Genomic DNA, 23,822 nt, shown 5'->3' on the forward strand with positions numbered 1-23,822 from the left:
TTCTTTAATCATCATTGCTCCAGCAAATTGGCCTACAAAATACCCAACATGAAAAAAATATACTTGTGTTTTATTGTCATCGTATTGACAATGAGTGACTTAGTTGCTCAGTCAAAAAACGTACGTTGGGGGATGGGCGTTTTTGGCGGTATAAACCGTTCCAGACCTGAATTGAGTACTAGCAACGTTCAGTCTTTTCCTGACCATTATGGCCTACTGCTGGGTCTGGATCTAAACCTCCGACTAAATAAACGGTCATCTTTTCACTTACAACTGTCCTACACAAGTATTGATAAGGTAAACGCAAATAGAAGTTATAGGGACATTCCCAGCCTGGGTGTATCCACGATCAAAATACCACTATTGTACCGCTATCGTTTCCTGAATACTAAAATAGCCCCTTTTCTGGAGGTAGGAGTAGGCTATAATCAAGCCACAAAAGGGTATTATCGTATTCATACATACCCGATATGCGATCCTGGTCCTTGTCAGGTTGATCCTAATTTTGAGTTCAATTACGATTTGTCAACCAAATCAGCAGTGAGTGCTATTGCTGGTATTGGGGCAAATGTAACACTGGGGAAAATCAGCATTCCAATTACGGTGCGGTATGAGCATTATGGAAACGATCTCCTATTTTCGGCCCGTTTTTTTGGATCTGGCCCTCAATTACAATTCGAAAATATTTCGCTCCTGACAGGCATAAATTTTTAAACTGCTAATCGCTAAAAAAACAAACGGCTTTCGTTGGTGAGCTGGAAGTACAGAGAGGAATGAGTTTCCCGTCGTAACGCGGGCATTTTTTCGTTAAAACTCCGTATCATTGATACGGCATGTTACGAAGATACTTTCTCACGACCCAACTCCTGCTTGCGGCCCTCACGGCTACAGCCCAAAGCCTTCCTATTCTCGATCAGAACCCAACCAGTCTGCACTGGTATCGCCTGACAACGCCCCACTTCCGGGTGCTTTACCCGACCGGACTTGATTCTACAGCCCAACGGACGGCCCAACGGCTCGAAAGTCTGTATGAGCCAATCAGTGCATCGCTCGAAAAGAAACCCCGGCGGATTTCATTGCTCCTACAAAATCAAACGACAAACAGCAATGGTTTTGTGACCTTGTTTCCACGCCGGTCGGAGTTTTTTGCGGTGCCGCCCCAGGACCCTGGCTTGCTGGGTACGTTTAACTGGCTGGATCTGCTGGCTGTACATGAATACCGGCATGTTGTGCAGAACGACAAGGCATTACAGGGGTATGGTCGTTTCTTTTATACCCTGTTTGGGAATACGGGGCTTTTTCTGCCACTTCTGACGGTGCCCGACTGGTTTACCGAGGGCGATGCTGTCAGTACAGAAACGCTGTTTAGTACGAGTGGCCGAGGGCGAATTCCGAATTTCGATCTGGGAATGCGCGCTAATTTGCTGGCCGGAAAACGCTTTGATTACCCAAAGGCAGCAACGGGTTCCTATCGGGATAATGTGCCTAATCATTACGTATTGGGCTATTTTATGACGACGTACCTCAAACGTACGTATGGCCCCGATGCGTGGAGTCGTGTACTGAATCGAAATTACCACCGGATTCCGTGGCCGTTTGCATTTTCAGCTAGTATTAAGGATGAAACGGGTTTGCGGACGGAAGATTTATACCGGAAAACTATGGATGATCTGACCGAAACCTGGCAGAAACAACAGGGCCGATTGTCCATAACACCCGCCACTCTGTTTGCCGTCAAGGCCGAAAAGCAGGAATCGTCCCGGCCAGTTTTTACAAATTACCAGTATCCGCAATTTCTGACTGACTCTACGATTCTCTGTGTAAAAAGCGGCCTGGGCGATACACCCCGGTTAGTCATTCTGGATAAAAGTGGAGTCGAGAAAACGGTTTTTGTACAAGGCTTTCCGAACGATCCGGCTATGCTGTCGGCAACGGCAACCAAAGCGTGCTGGATCGAATTTGGTTATGACCCGCGCTGGGGACAGCGTATTTACTCGAACATTCGGTTACTCGACCTGACGACTGGTAAGCTTACGCGATTGACACACCGAACCCGATTTATGGCGGTAGCCCTCTCGCCCGACAATTCAAAACTAGTGGTTGTTGAAAGCAACGAACACTACAAAACCCGTCTGCTTGTGCTTGATGCAAAGACCGGTAAAGTTGTGAAAGCACTGCCAAATCCTGAAAATGAATTTTATCTGCATCCACGTTGGCAGACCGATAATCGAACTTTAGTTGCTGTATCGCTCAAGAATGGCGAAAAAACGATTCAGACGATCGACACTCAGACTAATGCACAAACCGATCTGTTGCCGCGAGTGAACGAAAATCTAAGCAATCCGCAGCCGTGGGGCGATTATGTATTTTATAATTCCCCACGTTCCGGAATTGATAACGTTTATGCCGTAAAGTTTCAGTCGAAACAGGTGTTTCAGGTTACCTCCCGACCGTTAGCGGCCTATCACGCTGCTGTGTCGCCATCTGGAACAAGGCTTGCCTTTGAGGATTTCGCATCAACTGGCTACCGAATTGCGAGTATGTCACTGAATCCGGCCAGCTGGAAAGTCGTTTCGGAAAACCCGACCGCACCCGGCCAGACGCAGCCGGTTCGTTTTTTTGGCTCACTGGCCGGATTGGAACCGGGTGCCGCGCTGGCCCGACGGATTCTGGCCGATTCAATACCGACAGCTACATCGTACCAACCCACCCGTTTTCGGCGGCTTGCCCATGCGATCAATGTCTACAGCTGGGGGCCAACGCTCAGTAGTTCGGGACAGGCTTTGTCGCTAGGGTTAAGTTCGCAGGACTTGCTGGGCACCACCCAGGTAGGAGTGGGGTATACCTACAATCAATCGGAACAGGTCGGGAATTTTTATGCGAACATCAGCTATCAGGGGCTTTACCCGATTATCGATTTAAGCTTTCAGCACGGTAACCGCAACACGGCGCTGTATATTGATCGGGTAGCACCTGCCGACAGCCTGCGGTCAGACCAGTGGCAATACAACCAGCTTACGGCAGGGTTCCGGCTACCCCTGCAACTAACGAACTCTAAATACATTCAGGGGCTGAATCTGTCGGCCTATTACAATTACCTTCAGGTAACCGGCTATGATCTGCCGTTTCGGTACATCACCGATGTGGGTTCGGCAGGATCGCTCAATGCGCTGACGTATGGAATTAGCTTTTCGAGACTGTTACGACAAAGCAAACGCGATGTGGCCCCCCGTTGGGGACAATCCATTTCGGCCAACTGGCGGACAACACCCTTTGGTGGCCGGTTGACTGGCGATCAGTGGGGTGTTCTGGGTAATTTGTATCTACCTGGATTTGGGAAACACCATTCCCTGCGGCTACGGGCTGGTTATCAGCAGCAGTCGAAAGGAACGTACCGCTTCAATGCACTCGTATTTTACCCACGCGGACAATCGTACGTTAGTGACGACAAGATTACTGCTGGAAGTGTCGAATATCGTCTTCCAATAGCCGATACCCACTGGTCGCTTGGGCGGTGGCTCTTCGTACAGCGAATCAAAGCCGGTGCATTTTTTGATGCTGCTGAAGGACAGAGTCAGGAAGAAGTACGCGATGTTTATGGTCGTTTGCGGGGCTACGAAACAGTTCGCCATGCCTACCGCACAACCGGTATCGATGTATCATTTGTCTTCAATGCGCTACGTTTGCGGACTCCGTTCGAAGCTGGTTTTCGCACGATATATAACACAACTACACAACAATGGATCATTCAGCCTTTAGTCATTGATATCGGATTTTAGTTGCTGATTTACCACCGTAGACTTACCCGAACACCTCCAATGCCGTTACGGGCTGGCGCAGCGTTGTAGAAGCGATTGCCAATCGCATTCAGGTCATAACCTAATGAGTACGTCTGATTTAGCAGATTATCGCCACTGGCATACACATCCAGAGTCCAGTGCTGGCCCAGCATCCGCCGGAAACCAACGGTTGCCTGTAACAGTCTGGTTGGATCAGACATGACCGTGTTGGCGTCGACCAGTGGGAACTGGTCCAGAAACTGGAAGGTAGCGTGTGCATAAATTCCCAGTTTAGTCTCGGCATCCAGACCCGTTACCAAGGTCGTGGGCGCAACTCCCGGCACCCTGTTGTTCGATAAATCGGTTGTACCCTGCTGATAATCCCGGAATCGATAATTGGTCAGGGTCATACTGTGCCAGATTCTTAGAAGAGAGAAAAGCGACGTAGAAGAAGGCTGAATGAAATCGTAGGAAAGCTGTGCTTCAAGTCCCCGCTGATCGGTACGGCCCGCATTAACGAAGAATTCTGCTCCGGTCGCATCCGATCTCCGGACGATCGTCTGACGCAGATAGAACTGGTAAACCGCTATATCGAACCGTAATCGGCTATTAAAGGTTGAACCGCGCAATCCTGCTTCGTAATTCGTGCCGAGTTCAGCATTTAACGTTGCATTGAAGCCACCCGCCGAAGGGCGAACTTCCTGACTCGATGGTGCCGAGTAGCCCGTGCTGATGCTGACAAAAGCTGCCAGGTTTTGGCCAAACGTGCGGAGCAAAGCCACACGGGGCAACCATACGGGTGTGAAGTTGCGCGTTAAGGTTGTTGCGGGTAAAGCCCCTGCCGACCGGACAGGGAAACGGGTGAAATCGTAACGAACGTCATTGCGGCTCAGCCCGGCCGTTAATCGGAAGTGGGCAGGCAGTTCAGTTTCGGCCTGCGCGAAAATGGTTGTCTGACGAGCCGTTAGCTCCTCATCGGTTTGAATGGTATCGGCTATACCACCCCGATTGCCGAAGTTACGGTCGACAGTAAAGGTGCGCAGAAGTTCACCTCCAATTGTAAACGTGGTTGGTAACGGGCCATTAGGTAGCCGAAATTGCGTAATCGTTCGGCCGCCCATGCCCTGGTCGGTGCGCTTTTCGAAGTTGGTAATGAATGGGTTAGCGAAGTCGGTATTGGAACCGTAAATCACGGTTGTGTTCTGAATCCGGTCATTCCACCGGTATTCGTGCGAAAGCCCCAGATAACCTATTTTCTGATAAATACTCGCATGTTGGGCCGCACTACTGGGCAGGGTCGGTGTTGCTGGACGCGAGGCCCGAGGGTTGGCCGCGTATTGCGCCTGATTAAGGCCACCGGGTGTTTGATAATAAAGATCAGAGTAGAGTCCCAGCACCGATATGGTTCGCTTTGGGCTAACGCTAAACGATCCGATCAGGCTCAGATTGTCACGAACCATCGCACTTTGATCGCGGTAACCATCCGATTGCAGGTGGTTGTAATTGAGGGCAATTGCCGAGTTGTTCTTGCCTGTTTGTACGGCAATGCCGTTGCCATATAAACCGTAACTTCCGCCGAGGGCCGATAATTCTACGTTCGTTTTGCCAGCCGGAACGGCCAGCCCACTGAACAGTATGGTGCCACCAGTTCCAGCCCCGTACAAACTTCCCGACGGCCCTTTGATGACTTCAATTCGACCCAATGCCCGAACGTCTAAGGCATTGAGGGGCGTGTTACCGCCAGCGTCGGTAAGTGGTAATTCGTTCCAGTAGGTTTTAACATTTCGTACGCCAAATGGCGACCTGATTGCACTTCCCCGAATCGCCAGCCGGTAGCTGCCCGGTGAACGCTCATCGGCCCGAACGCCCGGTAAGGTGTTCATGGCCGGAATGAGCGTAGGGGTTCCAAATCGCTGATTTAAATCCCGACGCGTCAATAGCCCGATGGATGCCGGTGTTTCCAGAAGTCGGCGATTGGTGGCGTATCCCCGAACAACTACCTCATTCAGTTGAAGTGTGTCGTCTAGGGAACTCGAGGTAGGAGCTTGCGCAAAGAGTATTGCAGGAACACTTAGGCCGCAAAAAATGGCAACCGAAAAGTAACGATGTCGCATAGGGTTGAGTAGTAGGAAGGAGGATCGGGCAGATCGCTTCTCACTAGAAGCGATCTGCCTGCAAATGTAAATGGAGTTTTTGGTATACGGTATTCCATTGCGGTCTTTGGCTTGCCAATTTGCCTGAAAGTTGCTTTAAAATCAGCCATCCAATCCCGTACTCAGACTGTCGACGCATTAGTCAGGTTCGATATGCACCAGTACGTCGTAAACAGCAGGTTTGGCTTCCATGATAGCTGCCTTAACAGCATGAGCTATGGCGTGGCCCTGACTCACGGTAAGACTCCCCGGTACGGTTACGTGTAAATCGATAAAATACTCAAAACCAGTTTTTCGTACCCTGAATTTGTCAATCCCTTTTACCTCCGCAACTGTCATGGCTATGACCTTTAATTCCTGTTGCCAGTCACCTGCGGGTGTCTCGTCCATAATTTCGCCGAATGAAGGGCGGAAGATATGGTAGGCATTAACGATTATGAATCCGGATGCCAGCAGGGCAGCCCAGTCATCGGCGCTTTCGTAGCCGGGTCCACCAATCAAGGCTATACTGATCCCAATAAAGGCCGTCAATGACGTAATCGCATCGCTACGGTGGTGCCAGGCGTCAGCTTTCACCGCGCTACTTTCTACCTCATCGCCTACTTTGGCAATACGCCGAAACAGTATTTCTTTAACAACAACAACGACCGCTAAAACCACTAGCGTAAACGGAGCCGGTATTTCGTGCGGCACCTGTATATGCTGAATGCTTTGAACGGCAATCAATATAGCTGCTCCTACCAGCGCGATCGAAACCATAATCGCTGCCAGCGGCTCTGCTTTTCCATGACCATATGGATGATTTGTGTCGGGCGCTTTTGAAGCTGTGCGCAAGCCTACCCAGACAAGTATGGAGGTTAAAATGTCAGTAGCTGATTCCATGGCATCGGCGATCAGCGCATAGGAATGTCCGAGCCAACCGGTAATCCCTTTCACCAGCACCAGACCTATATTGACGAAAATGCCAACTAAAGTGGTCTGCTCTCCCCGTTTGGCCTTATGAGGTTCCAGGGTCGATGAAGTCATAGTATGTGGTTTGTTTGATAAATACCTACGTGTATACAACAAGAGCAGCAATAGAAAGATTGTTTTTCTTCGCCTATTAAATGCTTACACGGTCTGACAAAAACGCCGGGCTATACTCCTGCGCAACCAGGCCTGCGGCTGATAATTTTATGAAAGTCAGCCAGTAAATCTTTGCTGGGGCAACGGACAATTGATGGTTCTACTCATAAACCAACAATAGTCAGGGGACGGATACTGCATTCGTTTTCAGGATTTTACTGAAGAACAGCAGTTGGTAGGGGAGTGCATTCTCCCAATAATCCCACGTATGGGCGCCGGGCCGCTCGGTGTACTCGTGCGGGGTTTTGTTTTCGACTAATCGACGATGCAGATCGCGGTTTGTCTCAATCAGAAAATCATCAACGCCAATGTCGAAAATTAACGGTAAGTTGTTTGCTTTTAACTGATCGGCCAGCATTACCATCGTATAGCCAGGATAGGGAGCGTCACCATCCTTGGGTGGCCCTAACAGCTTCGCGAAATTTTCGGCACGTGATTTGGCGAAATCGGCTGGTACTTTCCAGGTCGCTGTGTTAATATTCATCACTCCGCTCATACTTCCGGCTGCTGCGTATAGCTCCGGATGACGACACGAGATAAACATGGCGCCGTGTCCGCCCATTGATAAACCAGCGATCAGGCGTCCTTTCCGATCGCGGACAGTACGATACGCGTTATCAATCTTATCAATAAGCTCTTTCGACATAAAGGTTTCGAACTGACTGGTTTTGACCAATGGGCTATCGAAGTAGTAGCTGGTTGGATCGCCATCGGGTGTGACAATAATCAGATTATATTGATCGGCCATGCGTTGCAACAGGGTTTTGTCGGGCGTTTTGGTTAGCCAGTCGCGGAAACTTCCCGTACCACCATGCAGCAGATAGAGCACTGGAAAAGGCTGCTTTGCTTTTCGATACCGATCCGGCAGCACGACGGCGGCCCGTAGCGTTCGGCCCATGCTCGCACTCTGCACCTCAAGGGTATCGACTTTAGCACAAAAGCCACCGAAAGACTGTACTAACAGGCCGAAGAAAAGCAGCCAATGGTTGAGCCGCATCATAAATAAGGAATTTTAAGGTTGGGTTTTGGGTAATCCTGGCTAAGCCGAGGCCGTACTAACAAAATCACCAGGCTCAAAAGTACATAGAGGTGTTTTGTTGCCAAGCACGTTAAATCATTTTTTGATTATTCCCATAAAGAGTTGCAATCAGGTTGGCATATATACGATAAGTGTGTAAATGAAAGGACAATTGAATTTGACAGCTAAGACGTTGCTTGATTAACCGTACTGCTTTACTAGGAATGCTTTTCAGCGGGAGATACCACGATAAATGCCGTTCAATTTGAGGAAGCTACCCTATACGCACCAAATCGTCCGGCGACTCAATTGTTACCAAAGTTTATGTTTATCTAAGTTATTTTTGGAAAAACCCACTAATCGTAATGGTTTCGTCGATGAAAGTAATTTACCTGATACTATTGATACTGGTTGTCTCGATGCCAACATGGGCACAGGCTCCCGTAAACGGCTCAGGGAGTCTTCAGTCAGGAGGGCGTACCCGAACATTCCGGTTTCATCTACCCTCCGGCCTTCCCAAAGATAATCTGGCTGTCGTGCTGGCCTATCATGGCGATGGTGGAAATGGGGCCAGTTTTCAATCCTATGCGGGCTTCGATGCAGTTGCCGATGCCCAGAATTTTATTGTCGTTTATCCCGATGCTGTTACGGTTGGTGGAAGTCTGCAATTCAATAAATATGCTGATAATGTCCCCGGTTTTGGAGCCGCTGGTGATGCTAATGGACCTAATCCGGCTGACCCGAACGCACCGGACGACGTTTTGTTTACCTCCGATCTAATCGATTATTTATTCCAGAAGTATCGGATCAACCGAAACCGGGTTTATGTGACGGGCCATTCGGGAGGAGGATTTATGTGCTATTTTCTGACTATGGCACTGCCGAACAAAATCGCGGCATTTGCTCCGGTTGCTGCCAGTTTGTGGGGTAAAAACAGTTTTTTGTCCACCTACTTTACGGCTGCCAACTATAAACCAGTGCCGCTGATGCATATTCATAGCAAAGGTGACCCCGTAGTCGATCCGCCCATTATTCCCTATCCAAAGACTCCGGGGTTCGTCTGGCCGCTATCGAATTATGCCTATCTGGGTTGTGGAAATGGCAGTACATACACGACGAGCGCCGTGAATCCGAATGTCGATTCGCTGACCTTTTGTAGCTCTGGGAAAAAAGTAGTGTTGATGATGACCAAAGATGCGTCGCATGGGTGGAGTACCCTTTTTAACGTACCGCAGACGATCTGGAATTTTGTCAAAGGCTACCAACTGACAACCTTCCCCGAATTCGACAATCACCTGAAGGTCGATCAGTTTGGCTACCTGCCTCTGGCCCGGAAAGTAGCGGTGATCAGTAGCCCCCAAATCGGTTATAATGCATCCGAAACGTTTACGCCATCTACCTTTTATCAAATCCGACGGGCTGCCGATAATTCAGTGGTAATGCGGGGGGCGCCAACTACCTGGAATAGCGGTACGACGCATGCTCAATCGGGCGATAAGGTATGGTGGTTCGATTTTTCGCAGGTGCAACAGGCCGGAAGCTATTTTGTGTACGATTCGATCCGAAATAAGCGGTCTTACACCTTCGAGATAAATAATGATGTGTATAAAAGCGTCCTGAAAAATGCTGCGCGGGTTTTCTTTTATCAGCGAAGTGGGTTGGCAAAGCAAACGCCCTATGCCGAAACCCCCTGGACCGACGGAGCCGCATTTCTGGGTGCCCAGCAGGATACAGATTGTCGGCTGGTGACGAATACCAATGTGTCAACGGCCAAAAACCTGCGCGGTGGCTGGTTCGACGCGGGCGACTATAACAAATATGTCCCGTTTACGTACGGAACGATGATTGATCTATTGCTTGCTTATGAAGACAACCCGGTGGTCTGGACTGACGATTTTGCGATTCCGGAATCGGGGAATGGTGTACCTGATTTACTGGACGAAGCGAAATGGGAGCTTGACTGGATGCTACGAATGCAACAATCCGACGGCTCTTTGCTGCATAAAGTGTCGGTAACGGATTTTAGCGCCGTATCACCACCCAGTGCCGATACACACTTTCGGCGATACGGCGCAGCCAGTACGGATGCTACGGCTACGGGGGCCGCCGTATTGGCTCTGGCCGCCATTCAGTTTAAATCACTGAGCGATCCGGCAAAAAAACGATATGGCGATACGCTCCAGACGGCGGCTATCAATGCTTACAATTGGGCAAACACGAACCCGAATGTTGCCTTTTCGAACACCGGTTTTCAGAGTGTTGCCGCTACCAATGATGCACACGACCGACTGGCGCGACGGGTTGCCGCTGCTGCTTTCCTATATGGGCTGACGGGTAATACAACATACCGAAGTTTCTTTGATGCGAATTACAGTCAGATTCACCTCATTCAGTGGGGGTATGCCTACCCATTCGAGGCCACTTATCAGGATGCCTTGTTGTATTATGCCAGAGTTTCGGGAGCTACCACCAGCGTCAAAAACGCAATCTTAACGACCTATTCGACTAGTATGAAAACCGGCAATGCGGAAAACCTGCCAGCTTATTTAAGTCAAACGGACGCGTATCGAGCTTTTCTGGATGACCGGAACTATACGTGGGGTAGTAACGAAACAAAGGCTCATCAGGGCAACATGTTTTTTGCGATGAATACCTACAAGCTGGATGGTGTAAATAAAACCAATTATCAGGATGCTGGCATGGGTTTCGTTCATTATTTACATGGCGTAAATCCGACGGCCTATTGTTACCTGACCAATATGGGCGTGGCTGGAGCGGAATTTTCGGCCCCTACGATGTATCATAGCTGGTTTGGCGATGGTACGGCCTTCGATTTTAATCCACCACCTGGGTATCTGATGGGCGGTGCTAATCCAACCTACGCGCCCGATGCCGCCTATAGTGGCCCCGTGATCTCACCTCCTCAGAATCAGCCTGTTCAGAAGTCCTACAAAGCCTGGAATACGTCGTATCCTGAAAATTCCTGGGAACTCAACGAGCCTGCCATTTATTCACAGGCGGCTTATCTGCGGTTGTTATCACAGTCGATATGTTATACCGATGTGGTAACCAGCGTGAAATCGGGAAACTGGAACGATTCCGCTACATGGTCGTGTGGGCGCATACCAACGGCCACCGATAAGGTAGTGATTCAGAAAAATAACACGATCTCAGTCGCTGGAACCGTCCAGGCGAAGAGTGTGACCTTACGTGGAACGATTACCTACGCCAGCGGAGGAAAGATGCAACTGGGGAACTAAGCAACTCAACACAACATGAGTAAGTATACAGTTGCTACAGAGTGTGATCGTCTGTGGCTGATCTTAACGCCCGATTGCTACTTTTCTCAGTATTGAATCAATCACCTGTAAGGTTGAAACACCATCGGCTTCGGCCTCATAGTTGAGCATAATGCGGTGATTGAACACATCCGGCGCTACTTCCTTAATGTCTTCGGGTAGAACGTATTCGCGTCGATCGAAATAAGCGAGTGCTTTAGCCGCCAGGTTCAGGTGGATGCTGGCGCGGGGCGACACACCAAACTGGATGTAGCGGGCTTCGTCGCGAAGGTTGTAATCCATCGGTCGTCGGGTCGCAAATACCAGTTCGATGATATACCGTTCAAGAGTTTCGGAGATGGTGATACCGTTAATTTCGTTGCGGATGGCTGCCAGATCTTCTTTGCCCAGAACAGGCTGAACCTCATAGTCGAAATTCATATTCGACATTCGGCGCATCACTTCCAGTTCTTCGTCTTTATTCAGATAATCGACGAATACTTTCATCATGAAGCGATCGACCTGCGCTTCGGGAAGCGGATACGTACCTTCCTGCTCGACCGGATTTTGCGTAGCCAGCACCAGAAAAGGGCGATCGAGGATAAACGTTTCCTCGCCGATAGTAACCTGCTTTTCCTGCATGGCCTCCAGCAGAGCAGCCTGAACCTTTGCCGGAGACCGGTTAACTTCGTCGGCCAGAATCAGGTTAGCAAAAATTGGTCCCTGCTTCACTTCAAATTCGGCGGTTTTCTGGTTGAAAATCATCGTTCCGATCAGGTCGGCAGGAAGCAGATCGGGCGTAAATTGAATCCGTTGGAAATCCAGTTCAAGAACTTTGGCCAGTGTGTTGATGGTCAATGTTTTGGCTAGCCCAGGAACGCCTTCCAGTAAAATGTGCCCGCCCGTAAACAGCCCGATAAGCAGCCGGTTGAGCAGCCGTTCCTGCCCAACCACGACCTGGCTCATCTCGCTGAACACCTCGCGGATTTTAGTATGATAGGTGAATGAAGTTGCTTGCATTGTATTAAGTTTTCAGATTTCTGTTTTCCGTTTTCAGTGGACTGGCACATTCATATTTATCGCGTCAGTCAACCGAAAACTGAAAACTGAAAACTCGTCAACTAAAACTAAAACGTTGCCCGGATGCTTCGATCCTTGCCGTGAATGTCTTTGTAAACCTGAATATTTGTGAAACCCCGGTCGGCAAATACCTGCCGGGTATCATCGCCAAATCGTTCGTTGATTTCAACATAGCAAGCCCCGTCTTTCGTCAGATGGCGAACGCAGAAATCAGCAACCGCTTTGTAAAACACCAGCGGATCATTATCCTCGACAAACAAAGCCAGGTCGGGTTCATAGTCTAGAACGTTCCGGTTCATATCGGCTGCTTCTGAGCGGGTTACGTAGGGCGGGTTGCTGACAACGCAATCAAACTTCCCCGAAAAGTCGGTTTTTACGCGCAAAATGTCCTGAATCTCAAACGTAACATCGGCATTTAAATTTTGTGCATTATGCCGGGCCAGCGTCAGTGCTTTATCGGAAACATCCCAGCCCGTTACGACCGATTGCGGTAAAAAACGCGCCAGCGTAATGGCAATACAACCACTACCTGTACCAATATCGACAATGGGTACATCGTCATTTCGATCAGAAAAATCGTGCATGATCAACCGAACGAGGTCTTCGGTTTCGGGTCTTGGTATAAGCACGTCGGGTGATACCTCAAACTCAAGGCCGCAGAAAATCGTTGTGCCAATCACATGCTGGATTGGCTCCTGTCGGTTGAGTCGTTCCAGGATCTTAAACCAATCCGGTTCTGTCCGGTTTGGGGGTAATGGTTTATCGGTTAACACATCGGTCTTACGCAGGCCGAAGTAATGATCGAGCAGCATAAAAGCCATTTCCCGCGCTTCTTCGGGCGGGTAAGCTGTAATATTCTTGCTTAAACGTTGATAGAGTGGTTTGGCGGTGGCCATTTGATCAAGTCTAATAAATTTGTGTAAAACTAAAGAAGTTTGCGGTTTATCGTTCGTGATTCCTTGTTCTGATCTTTTCTGTCGAATCACGAATGGTAAGCCACAAGCTACAAATTATGATCCAATTCATGCGTCGTGCCCTCGAATTAGCAACCCTTGGCCGGGGGCAGGTAAGCCCAAATCCAATGGTTGGCTGTGTCATTGAACACAACGGTCGAATTATCGGTGAGGGCTGGCATCAGCGATACGGGGAAGCGCATGCCGAACGGAATGCCATTCGTTCCGTAAAACCAGAGGATGAGCACCTTTTGCCCGAAAGTACAGCTTATGTTACACTTGAGCCCTGTTCGCACTATGGTAAACAACCTCCCTGTGCCGATTTTCTCATCGAAAGACGAATAAAACGTGTTGTCTGCTGCAATGACGACCCAAATCCATTAGTAGGCGGACAGGGATTCGCTAAATTACGAAGGGCTGGCATTGAGGTCGAAACAGGTATTCTCAATGAACTTGGCCGTGAATTGAACGCCCGATTCTTTACCTTTTTTGAGCGAGAACGACCTTATATCATTCTGAAATGGGCTGAAACGACAGACGGTTTTATTGCCGCAGCAGGCGGGAGACCGGTTAAAATCAGTGGTGATTTATCGCATCGGATAGTTCACCGCTGGCGATCGGAAGAAGATGCGATTCTGGTTGGAACCAATACGGCCCGAAATGATAATCCGCGACTAAATACGCGTTTGTGGCCGGGCAAAAATCCAACGCGCCTGGTGCTGGACCGGAACCTGGCATTGTCGCCTGATCTGTATCTGCTCGATGGTACACAGCCAACGATTGTCTATCATCAGGTTGAAGGTCAGGTACCAACGAAGCATTCTGCGATTATTCACTCATTCGCTCATTCGCTCATTGACGTTTTGCAGGATCTGCATCAACGCCGGATTCAGTCGGTATTGGTAGAGGGTGGTACGACCTTACTGCAATCGTTTATGGATGCCGGTTTTTGGGATGAGATGCGGGTATTTCGGAGCCGAACCATGTTGGGCGAAGGAATAAAGGCACCAGCTGTTCGTGGGCAACTGATTCAGCGAGACCTAATCGGAGACGACGAGTTAAGCATATATCGTCCGTAGTCGTCGGGCAGCCGATCTAGCCTATTTTGTGGCTAGCGTTGGAAAATAGCCGCCATTGCCTGCATGTTAACCGCTTCATCAAAAGCCGCTTGCACAGGCATGACGAAATCAGGTATGCCTTTCGCTCCGAGCCGTGACACCGCAGCCGCGAACGGTGGTTACTAATCATGCGCAAACAAACCATGGCACAGCTCGGAGCGAAAGGCATGATCAGGTATGACAAAATTTTCACAACGAATATGCGAACGAGCTGGTAAGTTCGACCGTTTGGCTACGATGAAAACACAAACGCCCTGGCCAAGGCCGGGGCGTTTGTACATGGAAAGGCTATTTTATCTAACATAGACTACTTTAACAAGCGCTAGTTCGATTGGGCAACGGGTGTAGCATTTGCCCCGATATTACCACTGGCAACCAACTTCGTGCCCGACAATACTTTCACATTGGCATTGTAGGTAGTTAGTTTGTCATAGAAACCAGCTTCATTGATGACATAGTATTTGCTGGTAGAAAACTCCCCGGTGGCCCCACTGATGGCATCAAGCGGTTTGAGAATTGTTGCCGAGCTTTCAGCAAGTTTACCCTGGAAAATAGAGGAAGAATAGGCCGTTCCTGTGGTGGTGTTATAAAGCCCCATCTCAACCAAAGTAACTGAGGTGCTGTACTTATAAAACACCACGCGCCCATAAATAGTCGTTCCGGTTGCCGATGCTAATGTGTATGACTTATAGGTCGTTACGGTACCACCGCCGAGAGCTACACTTAAATTAGGTTCATATTGCTGCTGTTCACACGAACTAAGGAAAGCAACTATAGCGAGGAAAAGACCCAGTGCTGGGATAAGGTTTCTTATATTGAAAAATCGGTTCATAGCTGGGGTAGCGATTAGAAGTTGAACATCACACGGCCATAATAATAGGCCCCGTTGGAACCTTGCTGATTGTTAGAGTACAGGTAAAAGCCCTGATTCTCTGACCGGAGTATTTGAGGATATTTATCAAGAATGTTGCTGCCTCCAATTGAGAACTTCACATTCCGGTTCAGATCATAGCCAACGCTTAGGTCAAAAATGGCCTGAGGTGAAAATGTCTGGTCATAAAAATTGCCATCACCGTCAGCAGAGACGGATCTTTCGGTTACCGATCCATAATAAGTACCTCTCAGCATGGTATTGAATTTGTTAACCCGATAAGAAACCGAACCGATCAGCTTTGTTCTTGGTGTGCCTGTTTCAAATTGCCCTACTACATCACGGCTGAGGTATTTTCCTACGACCTGATCGGAGGTAAGATTGGCTACATTCAGGTTAAGCGTTTTCCGATTGAGGACCGTATTTTTACTGAAAATGGTAGCCAGCGTGAACGTAAAACTTTTGCCTTTTTGTAGGTTAAGTGTGTAATTTCCAACGGCCTCGATGCCTTTAGAACGTACATCGGCTCCATTGACAAAAAATTGAGCTTCACCTTCGCCAATTACTTCGCCATAATTATTACCAACTTCCGAAGCGTTAAAATAACTGGTTCTGAAAATGCGGTTGTCTACGTCAATCTGGTAAGCATCCAGGGTTACCTCAAATCCCTGAACGGGTTGATAGGTAAGCCCAAAGCCATAGGTTCGGGATTGTTCCTGTTTTAAGCCTTTGATACCTAATACCCGGGCCGCCGTGCTGTTGGTGGGGTAAGTGGTCACATCCAGAGGTTGCGGAATGCCATTGGCATCCGGTACGAAGGCAGTAGCTGTATGGGTATAGTTAAGCTCCTGTAGCGATGGTGCACGGAACCCCGTTGCAATCGACCCACGGATGGTAAGCGTTTTTGTCAGTGAATATCGGGCGGCCAGTTTTCCGATCGTTACCCCGCCAAAATCGGAGTAATTTTCCAGCCGAAAAGCACCAGCTAGTAAAAATTTCCGGGTGAGTTCCAATTCAGCATCCAGATAGGCCGCCATAGTTGTCCTGAATTCATTGCGCTCATTTTTGGGGCCAAAGCCAGCAAAACACTGACAGTTAGACGACAGGGATTTAACGGTTACCTGTTGTCCGGCATTTACGGCCAATGGATTTCCGTTGGAATCAACAATAGGCGCACTGTTGGCATCTTCCAGTGGTTTGCCATCGGGTCCAACCAGGAGTCCGTCCTTTGCTACCGTTAGTATGCCTGCATTACCATACGCATAACTCTCTTCCTGTCCTTTAAGGATTTTATAGTTCTCGACGCGCATTTCTGCACCAAAGGCGATGTTAAGGCCATTCATCACACCTTTAAAATAACGGGATAAGTCGAGGTTGGTCGAGTTCTGAGTGAACTGATGGGTTCCCAGATTCATGTTGACCGGCGAATTGGAGCCAAGGGAGGCATTGAAGGTATTGACCATGCCAAGCCTCATGGTATTTTTTCCGAATGTATTGCTGAAGTCAACCAGAAATTCGCCGATCTTGCTTTTAATACCAACCGTGTTCGAAATATCGGACGTATTGGAGGTCATCTGTGGCCTGAATCCATTTGGATAGAGCAGGTAGTTGAACCGGTCGGTCTGAGCGGGACGGCGGAAATAGCACGAGAAGCCTTCCAGGTATTTATAAGAGGCACCGCCAAAACTGTAAATCGTTGTGTTCGGATTTATCTCATAACCGGCGTTATAAAATGTGCTTCCAAGCGTAATTGCTGGCATACCGGCGTATACCGCAAAATCAGCTTTCGTCAAGCCGCGGGCACTCATCAAACCCGTTTCTGTGGTCAGTGCAGCAATTTGCGACGTATTGCCGACCGCCTGCGCATTAATTAATTCAGGATTTGTAATTACGGGATTGCCGTTCTTGTCGGTTCTGAGGTTATTAAGATACGTTTTGTCAAAAAATCCCCAGTCATTTACGAAGGGGCGAAGTGTGGGTCGGCGTTGGGTAATCTGACCTGAAAGGTTAAAGTAGCCTTTGTCGTTAATTTTGAAACCATAGTTCGCATCGAACTGGTAATTGAAACCATCGGGTTTACCAGACTTGGTCAAATCACCAGCCTGACCACCTGTATTGGCATAGCCTCCACCCGTAAGGCTACCCGTTAATTTATTGGTGCCCTTTTTAAGGATAATATTGACGACACCGGCTACTGCATCGGAACCATACTGGGCGGCAGCACCATCGCGAAGTATTTCCACCCGATCAATAGCCGAAACGGGAATGGTCATCAAATCAACTGTAGTAGAAGGGCTGCCAACCGCCGTTTCAGTGATGAGCAGGGCCGATGTATGGCGTCGCTTTCCGTTAATCAGAACCAGTATCTGATTGGGGGCCATATTCCGTAACTGAACCGGATCGACGTGCGAATTCAGATCGCCACCCTGCGACCGTACCGCATTGAAACTCGGTGCTACAAAGGCCAACATTTGAGCCAGATCCATTTGAGGAAGTTCGCCCATAATATCCTTAATCGAAATGACATCGACAGGAACGGGTGTTTCCAGAATAGTTCGCCCGGTGTTCCGAGAACCTGTTACAATCAATTCAGTCAATTGAGTCGCATCCTCATCCAGGGCAACATTAAACGTGGTCTCATCGCCAACTTTTATCTCTTTTGATTTAAAACCGATGAAGCTGAAAACAAGAATGTCAGCCGGTGTGACTTCCAGAGTAAACAGGCCCTGTGCATCGGTGATCGAACCTTTCCGGCTATTGCCCTTCACCAGTACATTGACTCCCTGTATTACTTCGGAATTAACGCTGGTGGATACTTTACCCGTTATTTTCTTAGTCTGGGCTAAAGCGTCCATAGGACATACCGCAGCCAATAACAGCATGGTGATGAATACGGGTATCAGATCATGCTTCAGTAATTTTCTTTTCATGGTTGATAATGGATTGTTGGAGTTAAGTAGAGCGAATTCATTTTCAGGTCTTTTGGTAAGAAAAAGGGTATTTCTGGACAAAAGCGTAGCTAACAACCGAAGAATTCCGGTTTACAAATACGGGCAGAAAGACAATGCAGAATACGAAAGCAGTTGAGTGACACCGACTGGGTTCACGCACCGCTCGACCATCAATTGGTTAAGAATCAGATGTTGCTTTTGTGCACAAAGGCATGTATTTTGTGTTGCCTTATATCAAATATGCCAATTAATTTATTGTATATAAAGTATTACTAAAAATAAAATATGTTATTGTTTGCAAAGTGCAAAAGATAGTTAACTGAGTACTATTTACTAGTAAAGAATAGGTATTTTTAAACAATTGCCTGACCTGTCGACCATACATTTTTTACGTGAAGAGTGCTGTCCACACGGACTACATTAGCCACATAGCCATTTTGTATTTTACCAAGTTTATCAACAAGACCAATTACTTCGGCCGGAATGACCGATGCCATGCGTAACGCATTTACTAACGGAATTTCAGCCTGATCAACAGCCACTCGAACACAGTCGATTAGGGTAAGAGCCGAGCCTGCCAGTTTACCTTCATTGTTTACGTATCGACCGGGACCGGTTGGGTCGGGTTCAAAATGAACAATAAATTCACCTAATGAGAAATTGGGGCGGGGTGGATTGGCAAATAAAGCGTCTGAAATCAGGAAAAGGCGTTCTGAACCGCCATTGTTCATTAGGCGATACGCAATTCGGATGGCAACCGGATCGCAGTGGTAGCCGTCAGCAATGATGCTTGCCCGAACCGCCGAGTGGTCAACTACAGCCCCAACGACACCCGGCTCACGGCTTTCAAAACCCCTCATTGCATTATATAAGTGAGTGGCCAGTGGAAATCCGTTGTCAAAGGCGTTTGTAGCCTGTTGGTAAGTCGCATTACTGTGTCCCAGCGAGAGAAGCGTATTCGGGTGTTTTAACCGATGAATAGTGGCCAGTTGTTCAGGTGTCAGAATTTCAGGAGCCAGTGTCAGTATCTGGATCACATCGGCATTCTTGCTGAATAAGGTCTCCAGTTCACCCTCCGCTGGTGTGCGGACAAAAGCGGCACTGTGAGCCCCGCGCTTAACTGGATTGAAATACGGTCCTTCGAGGTGGATACCAGGCACGCCATATGGCTCTTCAGTCCGAATAACCTGCACGGCTGCCATGGATTGTTGCATCACATCGAGCGAGGTCGAATGGATCGTTGGCAGCAGGGTCGTAGTGCCGTTTCGGCGGTGGGTTTCGTAGATATGCCGAACGGTCTCGGGCGTTGGCACATCATTCAAAAATAAATTCGAACCCCCGTAAAGCTGCAAATCAATCAGGCCCGGAATCAGGTAATCGCCCTCCAGATCAATGACAGTCGAGTCATTAGCTGTTGAGCCGTTGGGAGACTCCGAAACTTCCTGAATATGTCCATTCGCGACGCGGACAGATGCGCCTGAGAGAAACGATTCGCCCGTAAAAACAGTGGCGTTCTGAAATGTAATTGCCTGCATAAACGCGAAAGTAAAATGCCGGATTTAAATATCCGGCAGAATTTTACAATTACGTTCACTTTTCTACTTTAATCAACTCTACCGGACCGGCCAGCCAGTTCGTCGCTTTTTCGCCGAAGGCTTTCATGTGCGGCATCTGGTCGTGAGCCTGAAGTCCGGCTTCATCCGTCCAGAGTTCGTGCATAATGAATTTTTCGGGATGTTCGGCACTTTCAAACAATTCATAGAGCAGACAGGCGTCTTCTTCCCGAACCTTTACAACAAGGTTATATAAGCCATTACGTAATTCAGCTTCGGCACCGGGTCGGGCCGTAATGATCGCAAAAACACCGAGAGGCATACAAGGATGAAGGTTATTGAATAAATTTTTTATGACATAGTGTATGATACATACTACCACACAAACTTACCGTTCCTGCCAGATTTCCCACGCTTTTTCGGCCTGTAAAACCAGCATCTGATAGCCATTCATAACCGAAGCTCCACGCTCGAGGCCGAGTTTCATGAATTGGGTTTCGGCCGGATTATAGACCAGATCATAGAGCAGATGCTGTTCTGTAAGCTGGTCGTAGGGGAGGGTAGGCGCTTCGTTGATGTTTGGGTATGTCCCAACGGGCGAACAGTTTATAATGAGTCGATACGCGGCAATCAGGGCCGGAAGTTCATCGTATGTGAGATTATCGGCTGTTTTTTTTCGGGATACCGATTTATAGGGAATATGCAGATCGGCCAGAGCAACCATTACAGCCTTTGAGGCTCCCCCCGTTCCGAGTACAAGTGCCTGCAAACCGTTCGCCGTGCGACCAAGCGAAGCGAGCCAATCGGTAAGCGATTGTTTGAAACCGTAATAATCGGAGTTAAAGCCGGTTTTGGTGCCATCGGCTTCCAGTTTAATCACATTCACGGCTCCAACCTTTTCGGCCGACGAATCCAATCGATCGAGGTACGGAAGTACGGCCTGTTTATGAGGAATCGTTACGTTTAACCCCCGTAGACCCGGTGTTTGAAGCAGATCGGGAAGTGCAACCGAAACGTCGGACATCTCAAACAGATCATATCGGGAATCGGGAATGTCTTCACGGACGAATTTTTCTGTGAAGTAGCGTTGCGAAAATGAATGGGTGAGCGGAAAACCAATAAGACCGTAGCGAGTCATAAATGAGTGGGGTATCAAACTATTTACCAGAAGCGGTAGTCCAGTAAAAGTAAAACGGGTTATTGGCTTACTGCGTTATTATCAGTCAACCTCAGACGGAAATAACGCAGTAAGCCAATAACCCGTTTAATTCACGATTTAGACAGTGGGTGTGCTGGATCGTTTTTTTAGAGCGCCATAAATGATAGGCACAACAGATAAACCGACGATACCGAACACAACCAGCTCAAAATTCTTTTGAACGATCGGAAAATTGCCAAAGAAATAGCCCAGTAATGAAATACTGGTTACCCACAAAACGGCTCCAATGATGCAAAACCGGAGGTAGGTTCCGTAGTTCATACTGCCAGCACCAGCTACGAACGGTGCAATCGTCCGGACAATTGGAATGAACCGGGCTATGATGACGGTACGTCCACCGTATTTGGTGTAAAACTTCTCCGTTTCAGTGATGTATTCACGCTTGAAAAACAGAATCCTCTCTCTGGATTTGATCGTATTCCCCAGAAACTTACCAACAAAATAATTGACGTTGTCGCCCAGTAACGCGGCCGTAATCAATAAGGGAATAATGACCCAGACACTCAGTTCGTTGGTAGGTCGGGCTGCCAATGCTCCGGCCGCAAACAGCAATGAATCGCCGGGCAGGAGCGGCATCACAATCAGTCCTGTTTCAGTGAAAACGATCAGAAACAGAATGGCGTAGAGTAATACGCCGTAATCGTTGGCCCACGCATCAAGGTAGCGATCGAGGTGGAGCAGAAAATCAAGCAGAGATTTAATAAGATCCATAAAACGGAGTTTTTGCCGGATCGCCGGTGCGATTTATAGTTTTCAGTAGGATATGCAATGAGTTGGGATGCGTCAGCTCACGGAAAGCCATACACAGAAAACTGTAAAACTATTTATCAAGAAATTGCGTAAACGTATCTCCGCGTAACCCTAATCGAATCGTTTCCAGAGGAATAACTTCGTGAGGAGCAATGTTACCAAGATTAACGTTGGCACCGAGGAGTTTAACAAACCAAACCTGCTGTTCTTTTTGCGGAGCTTCCCACAGGATACTTTCAAAGGGGACCTGCGTCAGAATTTCTTCGACTAGTCCCTGGCGCACTTCACCACTTGAGCGAAACAAACCTACGGTGCCTCCTTCGCGGGCTTCACCGATCACTTTCCAGGCACCAGCCTCTAACTCTGCCTTCATCAACTGAATCCACTTATAGGGTGGAATGATCTTGGCTTCATCTTTTGAACCAACCTCCGACAAAACCGTAACCTGCGTAGCCAGTGTTCGAATATACTCGCATTTTTCATCCTGGGGCATCTCAATAGAACCGTCTGAAACCTCAGCGTATTCCATGCTATACTTATCCAGAAGCTTTCGGTAGTCGTCGAACTTATTCCGGACAATGAAGGCTTCAAAGAGGGTTCCGCCAAAATAGACGGGCACCCCCGCTTCCCGATAAATGTCGAGTTTTTCTTTAAGATTGGGGGTCACAAAAGAGGTTGCCCAGCCCAGTTTGATGATGTCTGCGTAGCCAGCGGAGGTAGACAAAAAGTCCTCAACTTCGCGCAGGCTTAATCCCTTATCCATTACCATCGTCAGTCCGCTTTGGCGCGGCTTAGCGGTACGATCGGGAATCTGCGTAAGCGTATAATTCATTCCGAATGATCTAATAGGCATGTTTAAAATCGCCCAAAAGTAGTATAAGTCCTGATAACCTCCCAAGAAAGTCCATAAATAGTAGCGTCTGTTGCGACTATAGCTTAGTTTCGTACTATTTTTGTTGGATATGGACAATTTGACAAACCCCCGCCTTGATTTCTTTCGCTCACAGATTGGCAACGACATGAGTGGCAGCATTTCTCCTTTCGGTCGCTGGCTTAAAGGAACAATCCGGGCTGCCGACTATGGCCGGTTAGTTGTTGAGTATACGATTCGTGAAGAATTGACGAATCCGGCTGGGGTATTGCATGGTGGGGCTGCTGCTGGCATTCTCGACGATCTTGTTGGCGCTACCGTCTTTACCCTTGGTCGCGAATACGCTTATACATCCGTAAACCTGAACATCGATTTTCTTCACGCAGCCCGGTTGGGCGAGTCCATTACAGCCATTGCAGAGGTTATTCGTGAAGGTAAAAACATCATTCACGGTGAAGGTCGAATTGTGGCAGCGGATGGCAAAATTATTGCCAAATGTGCTACTAATCTTATTCAGACGTCGATGAAACTGCCTATATAGAATGCAGCGGCAAGCTCATGATTATGGTAATACCTCAAGTCTACTGGGCGAATGGTTAACAAACATCGTTTTGTTTCATTGGCGGATACCTGACACTTTTTATAAATCCTGTATTTTTACTGGCACGAATGAGTGGCTACGTATTGCGTTTCAATAAAGAATACGTTACTTTTGCACCTCATTTCCAATTTCATACACAAACATGTACGCAATCGTAGAGATCGCAGGGCAGCAATTCAAGATCCAGAAGGGTCGCTCCATCTATACCCACCGGTTAGAGGGCGATGTGGACGCTGCACTTGCCTCCGACAAGGTGAAAATTCTCCTTGTTGACAACGAGGGGAGCATCTCCATTGGTGCCCCGACTGTCGCTGGAGCGACAGTATCGGCCAAAATCGTCGAACACCTGAAAGGCGAAAAAGTTATCGTCTTCAAAAAGAAGCGTCGTAAAGGCTACAAAAAGAAAAATGGTCACCGTCAATATCTGACCAAAGTTCTAATCGAAGATATAACAATCTAAAATAGTAGTTAGTGGTCAGGAGCTGGAAAAGAGAAATTGCGC

General features: G+C 48.2%; 18 protein-coding genes. 6 read left to right on the forward strand and 12 right to left on the reverse strand.

Annotated elements, in window-relative coordinates:
- The first annotated feature begins 48 nt into the window (after nt 1-48).
- Entirely contained in the window at nt 49-714 is a 666-nt protein-coding gene (locus tag G8759_RS16075) for an outer membrane beta-barrel protein (RefSeq protein WP_167209664.1), read from the forward strand.
- A 119-nt stretch (nt 715-833) separates the two neighbouring features.
- Complete coding sequence (locus G8759_RS16080; protein ID WP_167209666.1) at nt 834-3,779, forward strand: hypothetical protein; 2,946 nt, start codon at nt 834-836, stop codon at nt 3,777-3,779.
- An 8-nt stretch (nt 3,780-3,787) separates the two neighbouring features.
- Here G8759_RS16080 and G8759_RS16085 read toward each other — a convergent pair whose 3' ends face one another.
- The 3 genes from G8759_RS16085 to G8759_RS16095 all read right to left on the reverse strand — a co-directional run bounded on the left by G8759_RS16085 (nt 3,788) and on the right by G8759_RS16095 (nt 8,054).
- Nucleotides 3,788-5,893 carry a TonB-dependent receptor gene (locus G8759_RS16085; RefSeq protein WP_167209668.1) on the reverse strand — a complete coding sequence of 702 codons (2,106 nt, stop codon included), beginning with the start codon at nt 5,891-5,893 and terminating at the stop codon, nt 3,788-3,790.
- Nucleotides 5,894-6,070: 177 nt separating this feature from the next.
- Complete coding sequence (locus tag G8759_RS16090) at nt 6,071-6,958, reverse strand: cation diffusion facilitator family transporter (RefSeq protein ID WP_167209670.1); 888 nt, start codon at nt 6,956-6,958, stop codon at nt 6,071-6,073.
- A 220-nt stretch (nt 6,959-7,178) separates the two neighbouring features.
- Nucleotides 7,179-8,054: an alpha/beta hydrolase gene (locus G8759_RS16095; protein WP_167219023.1), complete on the reverse strand. Its 876-nt coding sequence runs from the start codon at nt 8,052-8,054 to the stop codon at nt 7,179-7,181.
- A gap of 398 nt (nt 8,055-8,452) precedes the next feature.
- On the opposite strand from G8759_RS16095, the gene G8759_RS16100 reads away from it, so the two are divergent.
- Complete coding sequence (locus G8759_RS16100) at nt 8,453-11,335, forward strand: glycoside hydrolase family 9 protein (protein WP_167209672.1); 2,883 nt, start codon at nt 8,453-8,455, stop codon at nt 11,333-11,335.
- A 63-nt stretch (nt 11,336-11,398) separates the two neighbouring features.
- Here the strand turns inward: G8759_RS16100 and G8759_RS16105 are convergent, their stop codons facing one another.
- Both G8759_RS16105 and prmC read right to left on the reverse strand, forming a co-directional pair.
- Nucleotides 11,399-12,373, reverse strand: a complete 975-nt coding sequence (locus G8759_RS16105) for an AAA family ATPase (protein ID WP_167209674.1) — start codon at nt 12,371-12,373, stop codon at nt 11,399-11,401.
- A 107-nt stretch (nt 12,374-12,480) separates the two neighbouring features.
- Entirely contained in the window at nt 12,481-13,329 is an 849-nt protein-coding gene (gene prmC / locus G8759_RS16110; protein ID WP_167209676.1) for a peptide chain release factor N(5)-glutamine methyltransferase, read from the reverse strand.
- A 116-nt stretch (nt 13,330-13,445) separates the two neighbouring features.
- On the opposite strand from prmC, the gene ribD reads away from it, so the two are divergent.
- Nucleotides 13,446-14,465, forward strand: coding sequence for a bifunctional diaminohydroxyphosphoribosylaminopyrimidine deaminase/5-amino-6-(5-phosphoribosylamino)uracil reductase RibD (gene ribD / locus G8759_RS16115; protein ID WP_167209678.1), 1,020 nt, complete (start codon nt 13,446-13,448; stop codon nt 14,463-14,465).
- Between the two features lie 361 nt (nt 14,466-14,826).
- On the opposite strand, the gene G8759_RS16120 is transcribed toward ribD, so the two are convergent.
- From G8759_RS16120 to G8759_RS16150, 7 genes are all read right to left on the reverse strand, one after another.
- Nucleotides 14,827-15,336 carry a hypothetical protein gene (locus G8759_RS16120; RefSeq protein ID WP_167209680.1) on the reverse strand — a complete coding sequence of 170 codons (510 nt, stop codon included), beginning with the start codon at nt 15,334-15,336 and terminating at the stop codon, nt 14,827-14,829.
- 14 nt (nt 15,337-15,350) lie between these two features.
- Complete coding sequence (locus tag G8759_RS16125; RefSeq protein ID WP_167209682.1) at nt 15,351-18,305, reverse strand: TonB-dependent receptor; 2,955 nt, start codon at nt 18,303-18,305, stop codon at nt 15,351-15,353.
- Between the two features lie 374 nt (nt 18,306-18,679).
- Entirely contained in the window at nt 18,680-19,861 is a 1,182-nt protein-coding gene (gene nagA, locus G8759_RS16130) for an N-acetylglucosamine-6-phosphate deacetylase (protein ID WP_167209684.1), read from the reverse strand.
- A 55-nt stretch (nt 19,862-19,916) separates the two neighbouring features.
- Nucleotides 19,917-20,201, reverse strand: coding sequence for a putative quinol monooxygenase (locus G8759_RS16135; protein WP_167209686.1), 285 nt, complete (start codon nt 20,199-20,201; stop codon nt 19,917-19,919).
- A 66-nt stretch (nt 20,202-20,267) separates the two neighbouring features.
- The gene (locus tag G8759_RS16140; RefSeq protein ID WP_167209688.1) at nt 20,268-21,017 is read right to left on the reverse strand and encodes a shikimate dehydrogenase family protein; all 750 of its coding nucleotides are present in this window, start codon (nt 21,015-21,017) and stop codon (nt 20,268-20,270) included.
- Nucleotides 21,018-21,155: 138 nt separating this feature from the next.
- Nucleotides 21,156-21,809 carry a DedA family protein gene (locus tag G8759_RS16145; protein WP_162385129.1) on the reverse strand — a complete coding sequence of 218 codons (654 nt, stop codon included), beginning with the start codon at nt 21,807-21,809 and terminating at the stop codon, nt 21,156-21,158.
- A 109-nt stretch (nt 21,810-21,918) separates the two neighbouring features.
- Nucleotides 21,919-22,680: a phosphosulfolactate synthase gene (locus G8759_RS16150; RefSeq protein WP_167209690.1), complete on the reverse strand. Its 762-nt coding sequence runs from the start codon at nt 22,678-22,680 to the stop codon at nt 21,919-21,921.
- A gap of 130 nt (nt 22,681-22,810) precedes the next feature.
- Between G8759_RS16150 and G8759_RS16155 the strand changes: the two genes are divergently transcribed.
- Nucleotides 22,811-23,260, forward strand: coding sequence for a PaaI family thioesterase (locus G8759_RS16155; protein ID WP_162385127.1), 450 nt, complete (start codon nt 22,811-22,813; stop codon nt 23,258-23,260).
- Nucleotides 23,261-23,462: 202 nt separating this feature from the next.
- On the forward strand, nt 23,463-23,780 hold the full coding sequence (gene rplU / locus G8759_RS16160) for a 50S ribosomal protein L21 (RefSeq protein WP_162385126.1): 318 nt from the start codon (nt 23,463-23,465) through the stop codon (nt 23,778-23,780).
- Nucleotides 23,781-23,822 lie beyond the last annotated feature (42 nt).

Source organism: Spirosoma aureum, from assembly GCF_011604685.1.
Lineage (GTDB): Bacteria > Bacteroidota > Bacteroidia > Cytophagales > Spirosomataceae > Spirosoma > Spirosoma aureum.